At 51.2% G+C, this 19,046-nt stretch carries 13 protein-coding genes; 8 read left to right on the top strand and 5 right to left on the bottom strand.

Translation table 11 applies throughout. The features are described 5' to 3' along the window. Nucleotides 1–42 precede the first annotated feature (42 nt). The 5 genes from msbA to uvrC are packed head-to-tail and all read left to right on the top strand — an operon-like array spanning nt 43 to nt 5,601. Nucleotides 43–1,791, top strand: a complete 1,749-nt coding sequence (gene msbA / locus ACESOH_RS06070) for a lipid A ABC transporter ATP-binding protein/permease MsbA (RefSeq protein WP_373100355.1) — start codon at nt 43–45, stop codon at nt 1,789–1,791. A 17-nt stretch (nt 1,792–1,808) separates the two neighbouring features. After that, nucleotides 1,809–2,804: a tetraacyldisaccharide 4'-kinase gene (gene lpxK / locus ACESOH_RS06065; RefSeq protein WP_373100354.1), complete on the top strand. Its 996-nt coding sequence runs from the start codon at nt 1,809–1,811 to the stop codon at nt 2,802–2,804. Beyond that, on the top strand, nt 2,794–2,988 hold the full coding sequence (locus tag ACESOH_RS06060) for a Trm112 family protein (RefSeq protein WP_373100353.1): 195 nt from the start codon (nt 2,794–2,796) through the stop codon (nt 2,986–2,988). The genes lpxK and ACESOH_RS06060 overlap by 11 nt, the downstream gene beginning before the upstream one ends. Beyond that, entirely contained in the window at nt 2,981–3,760 is a 780-nt protein-coding gene (gene kdsB / locus ACESOH_RS06055) for a 3-deoxy-manno-octulosonate cytidylyltransferase (RefSeq protein WP_373100352.1), read from the top strand. The genes ACESOH_RS06060 and kdsB overlap by 8 nt, the downstream gene beginning before the upstream one ends. Before the next feature lie 14 nt (nt 3,761–3,774). Then, nucleotides 3,775–5,601: an excinuclease ABC subunit UvrC gene (gene uvrC, locus ACESOH_RS06050; protein WP_373100351.1), complete on the top strand. Its 1,827-nt coding sequence runs from the start codon at nt 3,775–3,777 to the stop codon at nt 5,599–5,601. Between the two features lie 73 nt (nt 5,602–5,674). Here uvrC and ACESOH_RS06045 read toward each other — a convergent pair whose 3' ends face one another. The 5 genes from ACESOH_RS06045 to lldD form a co-directional block, all read right to left on the bottom strand. After that, entirely contained in the window at nt 5,675–7,168 is a 1,494-nt protein-coding gene (locus ACESOH_RS06045; RefSeq protein WP_373100350.1) for a surface lipoprotein assembly modifier, read from the bottom strand. Between the two features lie 60 nt (nt 7,169–7,228). Next, entirely contained in the window at nt 7,229–8,026 is a 798-nt protein-coding gene (locus tag ACESOH_RS06040; RefSeq protein ID WP_373100349.1) for a Slam-dependent surface lipoprotein, read from the bottom strand. A gap of 142 nt (nt 8,027–8,168) precedes the next feature. After that, the gene (locus tag ACESOH_RS06035) at nt 8,169–11,243 is read right to left on the bottom strand and encodes a TonB-dependent receptor domain-containing protein (protein ID WP_373100348.1); all 3,075 of its coding nucleotides are present in this window, start codon (nt 11,241–11,243) and stop codon (nt 8,169–8,171) included. Between the two features lie 389 nt (nt 11,244–11,632). Continuing rightward, the gene (locus ACESOH_RS06030; RefSeq protein WP_373100346.1) at nt 11,633–13,228 is read right to left on the bottom strand and encodes an L-lactate permease; all 1,596 of its coding nucleotides are present in this window, start codon (nt 13,226–13,228) and stop codon (nt 11,633–11,635) included. Between the two features lie 269 nt (nt 13,229–13,497). Continuing rightward, entirely contained in the window at nt 13,498–14,643 is a 1,146-nt protein-coding gene (gene lldD, locus ACESOH_RS06025; protein ID WP_373100344.1) for an FMN-dependent L-lactate dehydrogenase LldD, read from the bottom strand. A gap of 453 nt (nt 14,644–15,096) precedes the next feature. Between lldD and ACESOH_RS06020 the strand changes: the two genes are divergently transcribed. From ACESOH_RS06020 to ACESOH_RS06010, 3 genes are read left to right on the top strand one after another with little or no spacing between them, the layout of a single operon-like run. Beyond that, nucleotides 15,097–17,550, top strand: a complete 2,454-nt coding sequence (locus ACESOH_RS06020) for a DMSO/selenate family reductase complex A subunit (RefSeq protein WP_373100342.1) — start codon at nt 15,097–15,099, stop codon at nt 17,548–17,550. Nucleotides 17,551–17,560: 10 nt separating this feature from the next. Continuing rightward, nucleotides 17,561–18,181, top strand: a complete 621-nt coding sequence (locus ACESOH_RS06015) for a DMSO/selenate family reductase complex B subunit (protein WP_032092935.1) — start codon at nt 17,561–17,563, stop codon at nt 18,179–18,181. Nucleotide 18,182: 1 nt separating this feature from the next. Further along, entirely contained in the window at nt 18,183–19,016 is an 834-nt protein-coding gene (locus ACESOH_RS06010) for a DmsC/YnfH family molybdoenzyme membrane anchor subunit (protein WP_373100340.1), read from the top strand. Nucleotides 19,017–19,046: the final 30 nt, after the last annotated feature.

Genomic DNA, 19,046 nt, shown 5'->3' with positions numbered 1-19,046 from the left:
AGGTACAATGACCCGATTTTTTGATATTAGAAGAAGAAAACTATGCAGGATAAGGATCTTTCTACCGCTCAAACGTTTAAACGGCTATGGCCGATTATTGCACCGTTTAAACTCGGTTTGCTCGCTGCGGCGATCACCTTGGTTTTTAATGCGCTGACCGATGCGGCGCTGATTCAGATGTTAAAACCGCTGCTGGACGACGGTTTCGGTAAAGCCGATGTATCGTTTTTAAGAATGATGGCGTTGGTGGTGGTGCTGCTGATTATTGTGCGCGGGGTAACCAGTTTCGTTTCCACTTACAGTCTGGCGTGGGTGTCGGGAAAAGTGGTGATGACCATGCGCCGTCGCTTGTTCCGCCATTTAATGTATATGCCGGTGACCTTTTTCGATAAGAATGCCACCGGTAAATTATTGTCGCGCATTACCTATGACAGCGAACAGGTGGCTAATTCGTCTTCCGGGTCGCTGGTGACTATCGTGCGCGAGGGCGCCTATATTATTTCGTTGCTCGGCTTGATGATCTATACCAGCTGGCAGCTTTCGCTGGTGCTGTTTATTATCGGGCCGATCATTGCGGTGCTGATCCGCATGGTATCGAAAGTGTTTCGTAATCTGGGGAAAAATATGCAGAATTCCATGGGGGAGTTGACCTCCATGGCGGAACAAATGTTGAAAGGGCATAAAGTGGTATTGTCTTTCGGCGGGCAGAATCTGGAGGAAGAACGCTTTAATCATGTCAGCAACGATATGCGCCGCAAAGGCATGAAAGTGATGATGGCGGACGCCATTTCCGATCCTATCGTGCAGATTATCGCCTCGTTTGCGCTTTCCGCCGTGCTGTATCTGGCCACGCTGCCGGAGATCATGAGCCAGAATCTGACCGCCGGATCCTTTACCGTGGTGTTTTCTTCCATGATGGCGATGATGCGCCCGTTGAAATCGCTGACTAACGTGAACGCTCAGTTCCAGCGCGGGATGGCGGCCTGCCAGACACTGTTTGCCATTCTGGATATGGAAACCGAGAAAGACACGGGCCGCTATCAGGTTGAAAAAGCGAAAGGCGATATTCGTTTTAACCATGTAACGTTCAGCTATGACGGCCGGGAAAGCCGCGCGTTAAACGATATTTCGTTTGAGATTCCGCACGGTAAAACCGTTGCGCTGGTCGGCCGTTCCGGTTCCGGTAAATCCACTATCGCCAATCTGGTTACCCGTTTTTATGATATCGAACAAGGGGAGATTACGTTAGACGGGGTGAATATTCAGGATTATACTCTGCGTAATCTGCGTGAAAATTGTGCCGTGGTGTCGCAACAGGTGCATTTGTTTAACGATACTATCGCCAATAACATCGCGTATGCCGCGGCGGACAAATACAGCCGCGATGAAATCGTCAGGGCGGCAACGGCGGCGCACGCCATGGAATTTATTGAGAATCTGGAACACGGGCTGGATACGGTGATCGGGGAAAACGGCGCCAGTTTATCCGGCGGACAGCGTCAGCGTTTGGCCATTGCCCGCGCATTATTGCGCGATTCGCCGGTGCTGATTCTGGATGAAGCCACCTCGGCGCTGGATACGGAATCGGAACGTGCGATTCAGGCGGCGCTGGAGGAGTTGCAAAAAGATCGCACGGTGCTGGTGATCGCACACCGCTTATCCACCATCGAAAAAGCGGATGAAATTCTGGTGGTCGAACACGGTGAAATCAAAGAACGCGGCAGCCACGCCGAATTACTGGCGTTAGACGGCGTGTATAAACAACTGCACAATATGCAGTTCAATCATTAACGGGCAACGAGGCGGAGATGAATTTCTGGTATGCTTCCGGTTTATGGGCAACCCTGCTGAAATGGTTGTTGGCGCCGCTGTCTGCGTTGTTCTGGGGCATTTCTCAGCTGCGCCGCATTTTGTTGCAGCGCGGTGTGCTGACTTCTTATCGTCCGCCGCTGCCGGTGGTCGTGGTGGGCAATCTGTCCGTCGGCGGTAACGGTAAAACGCCGGTGGTTATCTGGCTGGTACAGCAATTGCACCGGCAAGGGCTGAAAGTCGGCGTAATTTCGCGCGGTTACGGCAGTCGCTCGGCGGTATATCCGCGTTTAGTCACGGCCGGTGATGATCCGTTGCAAGCCGGTGATGAACCGTTGCTGATTGCGCAGCGAACCGGTGCACCGGTGTGTATCGCGCCGAATCGCCGGCAGGCGGTGGAACGGTTATTGCGCCATTCGCCCTGCGATCTGATTGTCAGTGACGACGGTTTGCAGCATTACAAATTGCAGCGGGATTTTGAGATTGTGGTGATTGATGCGCAACGCGGTCTGGGTAACGGTTTCCTGCTGCCGGCAGGGCCGCTGCGCGAGCTGGCGGGGCGTCTGAAATCCGTTGACTTGATTATCGCCAACGGCGGCGAACATCCGTACGCCCAGAGCGTGATGCGGCTGGTGCCGACCTATGCGGTGAATTTATTGAGCGGTCAATCCCGTCCGTTGTGCGAATTTACCGCAACGCCCTTGACCGCCGTGGCGGGAATCGGCAATCCGGCGCGTTTTTTTGCAATGCTGCGCGAGTTGGGGCTTGATGTGGCGCAATCCCACGCATTTCAGGATCATCAGCCGTTTGATGCGGCGTTATTGACAAAATTCGATAAAAAACGACCGCTCTTTATGACCGAAAAAGATGCGGTGAAATGCCGTGCCTTTGCACAGCAAAACTGGTGGTATGTGCCGGTGGAAGCGGAGATTTTGGATGCCGCGGCGGCGCGTTTTATCGACAGAATCGTTACGGAGGTGAAAGGTGAACGCTAGATTATTGGAGATTATCGCCTGCCCCATGTGTCAGGGCAGACTGAATTATGACAAACAACAGGAACGGCTGATCTGCCGTTTCGATCAGGTTGCCTACCCGATTGAGCACGGCATTCCGGTGCTGCTGGCGGAACAGGCGCAGCCATTAGCCCAAGATTTACAACAGGACGGTGCACATGACTAAATTTACCGTGATTATTCCCGCCCGTTTTGCCTCCAGCCGTTTGCCGGGCAAACCGCTGGCGGATATTGCCGGTAAACCGATGATCCAACATGTTTGGGAAAAAGCCGGCCAATCCGGCGCCGAACGCGTGATAGTGGCGACGGATAATGCTCAGGTGGCACAAGCGGTGCGGGCGTTCGGCGGTGAAGTCTGTATGACCTCGGATAAACATCACTCCGGCACCGAACGGCTGGCGGAAGTGGTGCAGCAATTAGCCATTGCCGATGATGAGATTATCGTCAATATTCAGGGTGATGAGCCTCTGATTCCGCCGCTCATTGTGCGTCAGGTGGCGGAAAATCTGGCGACCTATCGGGTGAATATGGCGACGCTGGCGGTGAAGATCGAACAAGCGGAAGAATTGTTCAATCCGAATGTAGTCAAGGTGCTGACCGATAAAGACGGGTATGTTTTGTATTTCTCCCGCGCCGTGATCCCTTGGGATCGCGATCAGTTCGCGTTATGGCAGCGGGGCGAATTGCCGATTGAACAGCTTAAGCTGGCAAGCCATTATTTGCGCCATATCGGTATTTATGCCTATCGCGCCGGGTTTATCCGCCAATATGTACGCTGGCAGCCCAGTGCGCTTGAGCAAATCGAAAGTCTGGAGCAGCTGCGAGTGTTGTGGTACGGGGAAAAAATTCATCTCGCACAGGCGCTCGAAGCGCCGGCGGTCGGCGTGGATACCGCCGAGGATCTGGCAAAAGTGCGGTCGATTTTAGGCCATTTTTAGCGAATTTAATCACGATGTTTGATGCCAAAACCTTTCTTGCCAATGTGACTCATGATCCCGGCGTTTACCGGATGTATGACGGCAACGATCAGGTGATTTATGTGGGGAAAGCCAAGGATCTGAAAAAGCGCCTTGCCAGCTATTTTCGTCGCCATTTAGCCAGCCGTAAAACGGAAGCGCTGGTGGCGGCGATTCGCCGTATTGACACCACCATTACCTCTTCGGAAACCGAGGCGCTGCTGCTTGAGCATAATTACATCAAACAGTTTCAGCCGCGCTACAATGTGCTGCTGCGGGATGATAAATCTTACCCTTATATTTTACTGACTAAAGAACGCCACCCGAGAATTACCGCTTACCGCGGGGCAAAAAAAATTCAGGGCGAATATTTCGGCCCCTATCCCGATGCGGGCGCGGTGCGTGAGACCTTATCGCTGCTGCAAAAACTGTTTCCGGTGCGGCAATGTGAAAATGCCGTTTACCGCAACCGTTCGCGTCCTTGTCTGCAATATCAGATCGGCCGTTGCAGCGCACCCTGCGTTGCCGGTTATGTCAGCGATGAAGACTATGCCCAGCAGGTGAATTTTGCCCGCTTGTTTTTACAGGGCAAGGATCAGCAGGTGCTGGATCATTTGATTGCTAAAATGGAACAGGCGAGCGCGCAGCTTAATTTTGAACAGGCGGCGCGTTTTCGCGATCAGATTCAGGCGGTGCGGGCGGTAATGGAAAAACAATTCGTTTCCAACGAACGGCTGGATGATATCGATATCGTTTCTATCGCCTATCGGCTGGGTATTGCCTGCGTGCAGGTGATGTTTATCCGGCAGGGAAAAGTGCTGGGCAACCGCAGTTATTTCCCGAAAGTGCCGGCGAATACGGATTTGTCCGAGTTAACCGAAACCTTTGTCGGGCAGTTTTATTTGCAGGGACATCAGGGGCGCAGCATTCCGAACAGTATTATCGTCGATCATAAACTGGCGCACAAAACGGAACTGGAAACCCTGTTAAGCGATCTGGCGGGACGCAAGGTTGCGATTCAGGACAGTGCCAAAGGCGATAAGAGTAAATATCTGCATCTGGCGCAGATGAACGCCAAAGCGGCGCTGGCGACCCGGCTGAAACAATCTTCGCTGATTGCGGAACGTTATGCGGCGTTGCAGGCGGTGTTGGGCATCGCGCTGATTCAGCGGATGGAATGTTTTGATATTAGTCATACTATGGGCGCGCAGACGATTGCCTCCTGTGTGGTGTTTAATCAGGATGGCCCGCTGAAATCAGATTACCGCCGTTTTAATATCAGCGGCATTACCGGCGGTGATGATTATGCGGCGATGGAACAGGCGTTATTAAAACGCTATGACCGACCGCTGGAGGCGGAGAAAATTCCGGATGTGATTTTTATCGACGGCGGTAAAGGGCAACTTAACCGCGCGCTACAGGTGTTTGCCGGGCTGAATGTGGAATGGGATAAAACCCGGCCGCTGTTAATCGGGGTGGCTAAAGGGGTTGATCGCAAAGCGGGTCTGGAAACCCTGATTATCAGCCGACAGGGCAGGGAACTGCATTTACCGCCGGACAGCCTGGCATTGCATCTGATTCAGCATATCCGCGATGAGAGCCATCATCATGCGATCGGCGGCCACCGCAAAAAACGGCAGAAAGCCTTTACTCACAGCAATCTGGAAGATATCGCCGGCGTCGGCGCGAAACGCCGTCAGGCGCTGCTTAAATATCTGGGCGGCATGCAGGGGGTGAAAAACGCGACGGCGGATGAAATCGCCTCGGTGCCGGGTATTTCACCGGCGTTGGCGGAAAAAATTGCCGAGGCGCTGAAAAGTTAGTTTCAATTCCCGTTTTATTATCGATAATGCCCGCCGCGCTTGATACTTCGCTTCTGTGCTGTATCAAGTGCGGTTAAAATTGCCATTCGATATTCAGTTGAATTTCATTCTGTTTATAAGCATACAGCCAATCCACGTTACTGCGGTTGTCGGTGCGTTTCAGCAACAAACTCGGCGTTGCGCCGTAAAACTGCCACGACGGCATTTTAAGGATCGCCAGATAAACCTGCTGTTTATCGTGTCGGGTTCGGTTGAGTGCCGCGTTGAAGCCTTGATAATCATAACGGCGCAATAACGCCAGCAGGGTGGCGTCCAGCCCGAAATCAAATTGCCGGTTAAGGCCTAAACGAATGCCGTACATATGAAAGTTGTCGTCGTGATATCGGGTGTGCCGGTATTGCCAGTCCAGCCCGCCGAATAAAGTGGTTTGTGCGCCGGCGGCATAATACCAAGTGGCATACAGCGCGCTCTGATCCGCATGACGCAGCGCATTATAGTGCGGGGAATAGCGCAGTTTTTTCTGTTCGAACTGCAAATTCAGCCAATGGCGGGCGGCCATTTGCCGGCTTAAGGCAAGCTGTACGCCCCATGCCCGCGAATAAGTGCGGTTGCCCAGCTGGTTATATTCGAACAACGGCGCAAGGGTCAGTTCGGTGTGCTGATTTTGATACTGATAACCGACATAAACTTTGCTGTTGTCTTCGGCGTAATCCTTGGCATGGGGATAAAAATAACCGTAGCTGTTGAGATAAAATATTATCCCGTGATGACCGGATAAAGCGGTTTGCTTCCGTACACTGAGATCATAGCGCCAGCCCTGCGCGTTTATGGCGTCGGGCGAAGTGAATCGGGCGGAACAGACCTCGCCCAGATACAGCGCGCACAGGCTGCGTCGGGAAGACTGGTTGATATTGGTGGCATACTGATAGCCCAGAGTGAAAGACAGCTGCCATTTTTCCCGCTGGCTTAATGCCTGACGATAGCCGTCGATGCTGTCACGGACTTCAGCCGGCAGATCCAGCCTTGCCAGATTCTCAAAAAGTGCGGTGGATTCCCGCGTTTTTTTATTCTCGAACAGCACGCGCGCAAGATCGAGCTGAGCGCGGATAAAGGTCGGATCCGCCCGCAGCAGCTCGCGATAGCGCTGTTCGGCGCGATTCAGATCGCCGTGCTGACGTGCCAGCGCCGCCTCGGCAAATAACACCAGTTCGGGATTATGGTCGTCAAAGGTTTTATAATGGCGCAGAAATGTTTGCGCATAATCCCATAATTGCTGGTTGAGGGCGATAAACAGCGCCTGTCCGACCGCCTCGGCGGTATTGTCAATCGTGATCGATTGACCGTCAAAGATCATTTCGTGTGCGGCTTCGGCGATCGGCTGATCAACCTGGCTTTCCCGTTGCTGCTGCCGGCTGGCTTGCTTATGCTGCTGCCAGAGCTGAAGGGCGTCGTGGTTGTTTTGCACTTGCGCGGCGGCATACTGCGCCGTATAAGCCGGGAGCAAGAGCAGCAACAAACGGAATGCGGCGTTGCATGTTTTGAGGTGATTGAATGTTAAGCGATACATAACCCTGCTTTTATCGGTAACTTAAAGGAAAAAAGGGGGAATGATTCCCCCATGCGATGATTATTTTTTACTTCCGCCGAATGCGGTGTCATATTGGTTATGGCCTGCGAATTTCGCATAACCGGCTAACGCCGCGGCATTATTGCCGAAGAAATTACCCTTGACACTACCGACCACACCATTTGCAGTGGCGGCTTTATCACCGGAGAAACTTGCATCAGCCGGATTAATTTGGGCGTTATTGATATTCACCGTTAAGCCGGTTTTGCTCATTGAACCGTTAACTTGTTTTTTGCCGAAGTCGGCGGTCAGCTCGCCTTTCAGCATTTCCGCATCCAGTTTGCCGTGATTATTAATGCCCTGTACGCTATATACGGCTTTTCCGCCGGTCGGCATGTTGTCGGTTTTATTATTGCCGGCATAATACACAACCCGATCCTGCTTGGCATTGGCGCCGTTGCCCAGCCATTCGCCGTAGTACAATTCCTGCGTGCCGACTTTTTTAAACGCAAAGTTGCCTAACTTGCCATGAAAGCCCGGCACCCAGCTTGGCATGTTGTTCATGTTTAACACCACAACACCGTTTTTATCCTGACCGCCCAAGGATTTCGGCACCATAGCATTGTTGGCGACACCGGTCAGCGATTTAAAGCTGGTGACTTTAGAGGTGACGCCTTGTACTTCGATACCCGGTAATCCGCCGGGATCGGAATGGAACCAACCGTTGTGTTTAGCTGAGGCATTTTTTACGCTGAGCGCCGCTTTGTTGTTGGATGTGCCTGAGGTAATTGCGGCGTTGGCGCTGAGCGCGACGGTGCAGGACAGGCAAAGTGCGGTGGCTAAACTGGATTTTTTCATATAAAATCTCCTGATTTTTGTGAGGACTTTCCTCATTGTAATAAGGCATACCTGAAGTATGCGTTCCAAAACGGCAAAACGGGCGTCCAACCATGTGTTTTGCCGTCTTTTTTAAGCAACGGAACGATACCCGTTCCATAGCTTAAAATTTTGCCGTCAGACCTAATTTAAAGGTTCTGCCCGGTGCCGGGATCATAGAACGGGTCATCGGATCCAGATAATAGCGATCGGTTAAATTGGTACCGGTCAGTTCAATACTTAAATCCGGCGAAAAGGCATAGCGGATATAGGCGTCCACCACCAGCACCGGCTGCCATGACATTGGGCGGTTCCAGTTCCAGAACGCATTGTTTTTGTCAATGCCCTGTTCATAGATCCGCTGTTCATCTTTATTTACCGCCTTGCTGTGGTACAGCCAGCGGCTGCCGATTTCCAGTTTGCGTTCAAAGAAACGGCCGCCGATATTGGCGCTGATCGAATATTTCGGTTGCAACTGAGTACGCAGATAGCCCATCGGAAAACCGCCGGTCATACATTCCGGTACGCGCAGATATATTCCGTCGAGTTCTACCGCGGTATCGGCATCACAGACTTTATTTTTTAAATGGTATTCAAACCCCAGATCGGCAAAGTAGTCGCCGTTGTCATAACGGGCCTGCAATTCAATACCTTCCAGCTTGCGTTTATCCAGCTGTATGAAACGGAATGCGGTATCGCGATCAATCACATCTTTAGTGACATTATGGTAGTAGCTGAGTTTAATATCCGCTTTGGTGGGCGTGGCGAACCAATGGCCGAAATCGTATGCGTAGCCCAGTTCGATATTGCGGGCTTTTTCCGGTTTCAGTTTGGCGTCTTTGAAGCGTGCGACGGTATCCGAACTGGCGGAGAAGCCGATAGTGGTTTCAAAAATACTCGGCATGCGTGCATATTGCACATAACGGAAATAAACGCGGGAATGGTCGGTTAAAAACGCGGTGGCGGAAAATGCCGGGGAAAAGGCGTGGCCCCGTCTTTTTTCTACCGATTTTAGTTTGTCTTCTTGCTTTAGTTCTTCGGAATATTCCGAAGAAAGGTATTGCCCCTGATATTTGTATTCCGTTTTACCGGTTACCGGATTTTTAACCAGTTTATTTTTTAATGTACCGTTATAGAACGGATTGTCCTCTTTGTGTAAACGACCGTCGGAATGATAATACTGAACGGAGCTATAGTAACGATAGCCGTCCTCAATTTTTTTTGCATCGCCTTTTATATTGTCGATTTGTTTATAGATTTCATTTTGTTTTGCATTCAGTTCACGCAGCGAGAGTTTTCCTGCGGAATGCAGTTCATTAATTCTGTGTAATTCGTCCCACAGTTGCTGGTGTTTGTCCCAATCCTGTTGCGTCATCACTTCTTGATAGTCAACATAGCGCCCGACATTAACTCTATCGGGATATTCCGTTCCTTCGCTATAGTACGGCGCATAGAGCGCACCGGAATTCAGGAGTTCCTCCAGATAATCATCATAAGACCAGTATTCGTTGTAACGTCCGCCGGCAGTGAATGCCAGCCAGTCGGTCGGCCGATAATGGAAATTCAGCGCAATGTCCCATTCCTGCCGCCGGCCGAGACGCGGCGGGGCTTCGTAGGTGGTAAATCCGTCATTACGGTTTGATTTGCCCGGATTAAAGCTGGTTAAATGCTCGCGTTGCAACGCTGCGGAAATGGTGAGATCCAGTTTATCGTGCAATTTCATCACATTGCTTAAATTGACACCGCGGCGGGTATTGTGCGCCTGCATTTGGGCACTGTTGACCAGCGTATATTTACCGGTGTTCGGGTTCTGCCGTACAATCGGATCACCGTTGCGGTGCAGACAGTCATAATCGACAATCAGCGCATCCCGACCGGAACTCGCGCTTGTCCAGTCCTGCCGTTCGCTGACACAAGGGCTGGTCATTGCAAACCACTGATAAAAAGCCGGATCTTTTAATATCGCTTTCGGATCATTAATTTCGCGCGGGTTCCCGCCGGAGGTATTGGTCAGGCTGTCGGTGCGGGTGTACCATAAGCCGAGTTTTAAATCGATCCAGTCGTTGTTTTCCGGATTATAGGCGTAATCGGCATTAAAAGCCGCTTGCTTCACGGTGGAAAGCGGCCATTGCGGCACAAAACCGTGAAAACTGTGAAAATCCAGACGGGACGGCATAATTTCGCCGTAGGTGGTTTTGGTGTGGCGATAACCCAGCTTAATCTGTTGGGCGCTGGTCGGGCGCAGGGTGGTTTTTAATAAATAAGATTCCATCAGACTGGAAGTGTTCGGCACTTCCGTATGCGGGCGGTAGATGCTGGCGGCGAAGGGCAGATTCGGCTCCATCTGTTTAATGGAAATGTCCGAACCTTTGATGTCGATATCGCCTTCATAGTTATGCGCACCGCCTTTTCCCGCCAGATAATTGCCTTTGCTGCGGTAACTATAAGCCGCCAGTAAATCGAATTTATCCTCTCTGACGCCCACCGCCAGACGCATGGCATTATCATGGCCCCATGTGCCTTTGGTTTTTGGTTTGATCAGCGCATGGGGCGAGAAAAATCCCAGAATACATTGTCCGGTTTCACGGCAATCTCTGCCGTTATCAAAATCGGGTACCCGTTCTTTCACCGAATTATTACCGGCTTCCAGTTTTAATTCCGCACCGACCCGTTGTCCCGGTTTGAGAATATCGTTCACATCAATGGTGCGCATTTTTACCGCACCGCCGATGCCGGAGGCGTTGCCGGAAGCGATATCCGGCCCTTTTTCCACCGTAATGCCGGCAATTAAATTCGGATCGAGATAGTTGCGGTTATTGGCGCCGTTATAGCCGCGCCAAGTGGTCAGCGCCTGTTCCGTGCCGTCAATGGTGACCGGGATCCGCCCTTCGCCCTGAATGCCGCGTATGTTCGGATCCACCGCGCCGCTGTTGCGCGCATCGCCGCTGTAAACCCCGTTAAAGCCCTGAAACAGATCCGCCGGCGCCGCGCCTTTATAGCGTTCGACGGTTTCTTTATCTGCGTACATATTGGTGATATTGCGTAAATAAACCTCGTCTTTGCGCTGTTCATCCTGCTGTTCGCTTTGGCCTTTTACTTCGATAACGTCCAGCTGATTGTCCGGTTGTTGTGCCCCCCCCGTATTGACGGCAAGCAGCAGCGTTCCCAGTATCAGTCTGCGGTGATTGGTGTAAGTCATGTTATTTCCCTTTGTGATAATGAAAATGAGATCTATTCTCAAAAAAGATCAAAAGCATAGTCAAAGAAATAAAAAAATTCAAGTACTGAAATGTGAGTAATGCTTTTATTCTGTGATAAAAGTCACATTAAGGTTGAAATATGTACAGAATAGCTTGCGCGAACGACGATTTTATCGGGGATAATCGTAATGGGGGCGTTTTTTGTTTTAACTATCACATCAAAGCCGCCGGCAATCGGACGATGCGGCACAGAGGAGGCGTTAACGCTAAGGTAAAAAGGGGTAAAAGTGCGGTGTAATAATCAACTGTTTTTAGGTAAATCGGTTAGCTGATACTGCCGCACGGGCGTGAGGATGACAGGGCGGAGAGTATCCGCCCGTCATTGAATTTATAACGAATAGAAAAGCGGAATAATCATGATTGCGCTGATCGCCGCAATAATGCCGTATACCACCATCGGCACGACGGTGCGTTTGATGATTGCCCCTTCCGTATTGTTCATATTCAGCACGGAACTGACCGCCACGATATTATTAATACACACCATATTCCCCATCGCACCGCCGACGGATTGCAGCGCCAGTACCAGCGTGGCGGATAAGCCGGTGAGTTCGGCGGTGGAGAGCTGTACGCTGCCGAAAGTCAGGTTGGACACCGTGTTCGAGCCGGAGAAAAACGCCCCTACCGCGCCTAAATAAGAGGCGAATACCGTCCAATGTTCGCCGGTTGCTTCGGCAAAACTTTTACCGATGATTTTCACCATGGAATTATCACCGCCGACCAGCATCAGATTCACCATGATTAAGGCGCCGACCAGCGCAAAGAACGGATTGCGGGTTTGTTTGAAACTGCCGACAAAAATATCTTTGCTTTTGGCTCCGCTTACGGCGAAGACCGGAATGGCGATCAATACGGTGATCACAAACGGAATCAGCGCCGGCACATACAGCAGTTTATAACTGGCGTTGATTGAGGTGGCGAAAATATCTTTCAGACTGAAAATCAGGCCGCGGCTGATGTCGAAGGTACCCAGCGATCCCAACTGCACGCTGAACCAAGAGGTTGCGTCGTTCATCATTGCTTTAAACGGCAGCTGCTGTAAACGGGTTACGATAAGGATAGCGATTAATAACCCGGTCGGGAACAGCGCTTTGGCCACTTGCCTAGCACTGACCGCGTTGTTATCCAGATTATTTTCGCTTTTCGCCAGACCGACACCGCGATTGGCCAGAAAAATCGAAATCAGTAAGCCGATTGCCCCGCCCACCAGCGCCGGAAATTCATAATTGACCTGCGCCAGCAGGAAATAAGGGATCACGCAGGAAAATACCGACAGATAAATGAACAGAATGTTTTGCCGGATTGCTTTACCGCTGACGATAAAACGCAGCGCCATCAGCGGAATAACCAGTGCGGCGATACTGTGGATTAAAGCCGACATGGAGCCGATTTCAAGAATCTGCGCTTCGCTCAGGTTTAACGGGCCGAAACCGAACCAGGTCGGTGTACCCACCGCGCCGAAGGAAACCGGCACCGAATTCATCACCAAGGCCAGCATCGCCACTTTTAACGCGGGAAAGCCCAAACCGACCAGAATCGGCGCGGCAATCGCGGCAGGCGTACCGAAACCGCTGGCGCCTTCAATCATAAAGGCGAACGCCCAGCCGATGATCATAATCTGAGCGACGGGGTTCGGGTTAATATTGCCCAGCCATTTGCGTAAAATATCCGTCGCGCCGGAAATTTCCGAAAAACGGTTAAACAAAATCGCGCCGAAAATCACGGTGATCGGTGTTTGCACCGCAATAAGCGCCGAGGCGATATTTGCACTCACGATGGTAATATCGGTGCCGAAGAATATCAGCTGAATGAGAAACACCACGGCGGCGATCCAAGGCAGCGCCACATAAGAAGGCAACGCATTGCGTTTTACCATTAAATAAATCAACAGAATAATCGGAAAGAGACTTAAAAAAAGCGCCATAAAGCTACTCCATACGGTATCAATGAATGTAATCATATAAAACGGAGTATCATTCTATTGAGTTTTTGCATTTTATGTAGAATCTTTGTTAAAAAATATGACAACAATCACACTATTTCTTTAACATTAAAGTAAAAAACTATTAATTTGTTTAAAATTAATACAACAATATCTGCGGGAAGGAAAGTGCGGGCAAAATTAAAGCTGTTTTTTACGCAAAAAAACGGCGTATGTTTTTTCATACGCCGTTGCAGGTTAAGCTCTCAGGATTACAGCTTGCTTAAATCGACCAGCGCTTCCGGGGTAATATCGCTGATTTTCTGATTGCTGGTCAGCGTCATGGCGACGCGCATTTCTTTCTGGAAAATATCCAGCATATTTTCCACACCGGCCTGACCGGCGGCGCCAAGAGCATAGACATAAGAACGTCCGAGCATGCAGGCATCGGCGCCGAGTGCGATCATTCTGACGATGTCCAGACCGTTGCGGATACCGGAATCGGCTAGGATTTTGATTTGTCCTTTCACCGCATCGGCGATCGGCGGCAACGCGCGGGCGCTGGATAATACGCCGTCAAGCTGACGTCCGCCGTGATTTGACACCACAATACCGTCCGCACCGAAAAGTACCGCGTCTTTGGCGTCTTTCGGGTCTAAAATGCCTTTGATAACCATCGGGCCGTCCCAGAATTCGCGGATCCATTCCAAATCTTTCCACGAAATAGACGGGTCGAAGTTTTCCGTCAGCCAGCCGATATAATCATCCAGACCGATTTGTTTCCCCATATAATGCGACACGTTGCCTAAGGTGTGCGGTTTGCCTTTAATGCCCACATCCCAGGCCCAGAACGGATGGGTTGCGCCCTGAATGACGCGGCGGATTTCTTTATACGGGCCGCTCATGCCGGAGTGCATATCACGATAGCGGGCGCCGGGAGTCGGCATATCGACGGTAAATACCAGCGTGGAGCAGCCGGCGGCTTTGGCGCGCTCAAGGGCGTTGCGCATAAAGCCGCGATCTTTTAATACATACAGCTGGAACCACATCGGACGGTTAATAGCCGGTGCCACTTCTTCAATCGGGCAGATGGAAACTGTGGAGAGGGTAAACGGAATATTCCTGTTGGCGGCGCCTTTAGCCGCCTGCACTTCGCCGCGGCGCGCATACATACCGAGTGCGCCTACCGGGGCAAGAATGGCCGGCATAGACAATTTCTCGCCGAACAGGTCGATTTCGGTGTCCAGATGAGACATATCCTTCAGTACGCGCTGTCTGAGCGCAATATTTTCCAGATCGGTCACATTGCGTTTTAAGGTTTGTTCCGCATAGGAACCGCCATCAGCATAGTGAAACATAAAAGGCGGCACGCGACGGCGCGCGGCTTCACGATAGTCGTTGGCTGATGAAATAATCATGGGAGTTACCTCTTTTGTTGTTATTAATATTACACAGTTATAATAGGAATGTAACAATAATGTAAATGGTTTCCCTTTGCAAACGGTTAATCGAAGAAATCGGGAAATTTTTGGCAGAGTGTGGAAAAGATCACAAAAACGAACGGACGAAAGCCGTCAGGCATTTTATTGGGTTTCACAAAACGCCGCGATTTTTCACCGCACTTTAGCCGTCGAAAACCGTCGGATTTCAGACCGCACTTTTGGGCTTATGGAAAAGTGCGGTTTATTTTTCCATCGTTTTATTATCAAGAATAATTCTTATTTAACTGTTTGATTGTTATCAAATTTCTTGCGGTTAATCAGGCGCGTCGGATTTTTTATGATCAGGATCACATCATTCATTTACCGAATTATGGTTAAATCCGGGTCTGATTTTTTGCGACTAAGCAATATTAAAACGGGGGAAAGTGAATGGATAAATCGGAGTTAAATCCGCGGATCAGCCGAAGAACATTTTTGAAAAAAGGCTCTTCTTTCGGGGCGGCGGTGATCGCAGCGGAGATTGCGTTGCCGTTTAATGTGCTGGCGGCCGAACCGACGGCGGGACGCAATACGGCAAAAAGTGCGCTGCAAAACGGCGCGGAAAAAGTGGTGTGGTCGGCCTGTACGGTAAACTGCGGCAGCCGTTGTCCGCTGCGCATGCATGTGAAAGACAACCGGATTTTATATGTGGAAACCGATAATACGGGCAGCGAAACCTATAATGTGGATCATCAGGTGCGCGCCTGTCTGCGCGGGCGCTCCATGCGCCGCCGGGTGTATAATCCGGATCGTCTGAAATACCCGATGAAACGTGTCGGCAAGCGGGGAGAGGGAAAATTTAAACGCATCAGCTGGGATGAGGCGCTGACGGAAATCGCGCAATCGTTACGGCAAAATATCGCCAAATACGGCAACGAAAGTATTTATTTAAATTACGGCACCGGCACATTGGGCGGCACGGTGACGAAATCCTGGCCGCCGGGTTCGACGCTGGTGGCACGGTTAATGAACTGTATTGGCGGTTATCTTAATCATTACGGCGATTACAGCACGGCGCAAATTGCGGTGGGGCTGGATTACACCTACGGCGGCGGTTGGGCGCGCGGCAACGGCATGGCGGATATTGAAAATACCAAACTGATTGTGTTATTCGGTAATAATCCGGCCGAAACGCGTATGAGCGGCGGCGGGCTGACCTATTGTATTGAACAGGCCAAAGCGAAATCCAACGCCCGCATGATTCTGATTGACCCGCGTTATACGGATACCGGCGTGGGCAAAGAAGACGAGTGGATTCCGATTCGCCCGGGAACGGATGCGGCGCTGGTGTCGGCGCTGGCCTATGTGATGATTCGCGAAAATTTGGTGGATCAGGCGTTTTTGGATAACTACTGCATCGGTTATGACGAAAAAACGCTGCCGCCGACGGCGCCGAAAAACGGGCATTATAAAGCCTATATTTTAGGCCAAGGGGATGACGGTATCGCTAAAACGCCGGCATGGGCGGCGAAAATTACCGGTATTCCGGCAGAGCGCATTATTAAGCTGGCGCGCGAAATCGGCAGCACTAAGCCGGCTTATATTGCTCAGGGCTGGGGGCCACAGCGGCGCAGTAACGGCGAGCTGATTTCCCGCGCGATTGCGATGTTGCCGATTTTAACCGGCAATGTGGGGATCAGCGGCGGAAATACCGGCGCACGGGAAAGCGCTTATGCCGTGCCTTTTGTGCGGATGCCGACGCTGGAAAATCCGGTACGGGCCAGCATTCCGATGTTTTTGTGGACGGACGCCATTGTGCGCGGCACGGAAATGACCGCCTTGAGCGACGGGATTCGCGGGGTGGAAAAACTCTCCGCGCCGATTAAATTCATCTGGAATTACGCCAGTAACTGCCTGATTAATCAACACGCCGAGATCAACCGCACCCATGATATTCTGCAGGATGAAAGCCAATGCGAGATGATCGTGACGATTGATAATCACATGACGTCGACGGCGAAATACAGCGATATTCTGTTGCCGGATTGTATGACCGCCGAACAAATGGATTTCTGTCTGGACGCATTTGTAGCGAATATGAATTATGTGATTTTTGCCGATCAAGCGGTTACGCCGTCTTTTGAATGCCGCAGTATTTACCATATGTTAACCGATCTGGCGGAAAAACTGGGCGTGAAACAGCAGTTTACCGAAGGGCGCACGCAGGAACAATGGCTGCGTCATCTGTATGCGCAATCCCGCGCGCAGTTGCCGGAATTGCCGGATTTCGACCAATTCAGACAGCAGGGTATTTTCAAAAAAGTTGATCCGAACGGTTTTTATATCGCTTACCAAGCGTTCCGTGATGATCCGCTCAATAATCCGTTGCAAACGCCGTCCGGCAAAATCGAGATTTATTCCTCCCGTTTGGCGGAAATTGCCCGCAGCTGGCAGTTGAAAGATGATGAAGTGATTCATCCGCTGCCGGTGCATGCGGACAGTTTCGAGCATTTCGGCGATCCGTTAATGCAGAAATATCCGCTGCAAATGACCGGTTTCCACTATAAAGCGCGTACCCATTCCACCTATGGCAACGTGGAGGTATTAAAAGCGGCAAATCCGCAGGAAATGTGGATGAATCCGGCCGATGCCGAACCGCGCGGCATTAAAAACGGCGATAGGATTCGTATTTACAATGATCGCGGCGAGGTACGCATTCATGCCAAGGTCACACCGCGCATCATACCGGGCGTGGTGGCGCTCAGCGAAGGGGCGTGGTATGAACCGGATGACAAGCGGGTGGATCATGCGGGCTGCGTCAATGTTCTCACCACGCAACGTCCGTCGCCGCTGGCAAAAGGCAATCCGCAGCATTCTAATCTTGTTCAAGTGGAAAAACTGTAAGGAGTGAAAAATGGGTGAACAATATGGATTTTATTTTGACTCCGAACGTTGCACCGGGTGCAAGACCTGCGAGTTGGCCTGTAAGGATTATAAAGATTTAGGCGCGGCGGTGAATTTTCGCCGGATTTACGAATATGCCGGCGGCAACTGGTCGCAGGACGACAACGGTTGTTATCGGCATAATGTGTTTGCTTATTATCTGTCCGTTTCCTGTAATCACTGTGCGGCTCCGGTTTGCACCGAAGTCTGCCCGACGGGCGCAATGCACAAAAATGCGGACGGTTTTGTGCTTGTCGACGAGACTATTTGTATCGGTTGCCGATACTGTCATATGGCCTGTCCTTATGATGCGCCGCAATATGACGCGCAAAAAGGACATATGACGAAGTGCGACGGCTGTTATTCGCGCGTGAAAGCGGGTGAAAAACCGATTTGCGTGGATGCCTGTCCGTTACGCGCGCTGGATTTTGCGCCGATTGCGCAATTGCGTGAAAAATACGGCACGCAGGCGTCTATCGCCCCGTTGCCGCCGGCGGAACTGACCCGCCCCAATTTGGTGGTTAAAGCAAATAAACATGCCCGTTCCAGCGGGGATAACAGCGGCTTTTTAGCCAATCCGAGAGAGGTGTAATATGAATGGATTAGTGGAATTACCGCTGATTGTGTTCACCGTACTGGCGCAAAGTGCGGTGGGCGCGTGGCTGATTTTTTGCGTTGTGCTGTGGCGCAGCCAATATGCCGACAGCCGCCGAATTTACCGTCGTCAGTTTGTGTTATTGGCGCTGCTGGGTGTGGGCTTTATCGCCTCGATGTTGCATTTAGGCTCGCCGTTGCGCGCATTTAACGCGTTTAACCGCGTGGGCGAATCGATGCTCAGTAATGAAATCGCCGGCGGTGCGGCATTTTTTGCGACGGCGGGCTTGTTTTGGCTATTGGCGATATTCGATAAATTGTCGCCGCTGGTGGCGAAAACGTGGCAAATTCTGACCGCACTTTTGGGCGTGGTGTTTATGTATATGATGGCGAATTTATACCAGATTCCTACCGTGCCCACTTGGTATACGGCGCTGACAAGCTGGCAGTTTTATCTCACGGCGGCGGTGGGCGGTGCGGCGCTGGCTTATGGGTTGCTGGCGTTAAATCCGCAGCCCGATCCTGTACTGAAGGGGCTGCCGTGGCTGCATTTGGTTGCGCTCGGTTTGATTGCGGTGGTAACGGTTTATCAGGTTTTCCAGCTTGCTCATACCCAAAGCAGTATTCAGCAGGCGCTGGATTTAGTGCCGGATTTCGCCTATTTAACCGCACTGCGCTTGCTGTGTTTAGCGGTTGCCGCCTGGTTGCTGTTCCAACGTCCGCAAGCAGTCCGGCTAAGCACCGCCGTATTGCTGACATTATTTGCTGAGGGAATCGGCCGCAGCCTGTTTTATGCGTTGCACATGACATCCGGCATGGCGGTGGGTGGTTAGCCGGTTGAGAACGGCGTTAAAAAACCGTTC

Origin of the sequence: Necropsobacter rosorum, from assembly GCF_964241405.1 — a bacterium.
GTDB lineage: Bacteria > Pseudomonadota > Gammaproteobacteria > Enterobacterales > Pasteurellaceae > Necropsobacter > Necropsobacter rosorum.
This window is presented reverse-complemented; position numbering and strand designations above follow the sequence as displayed.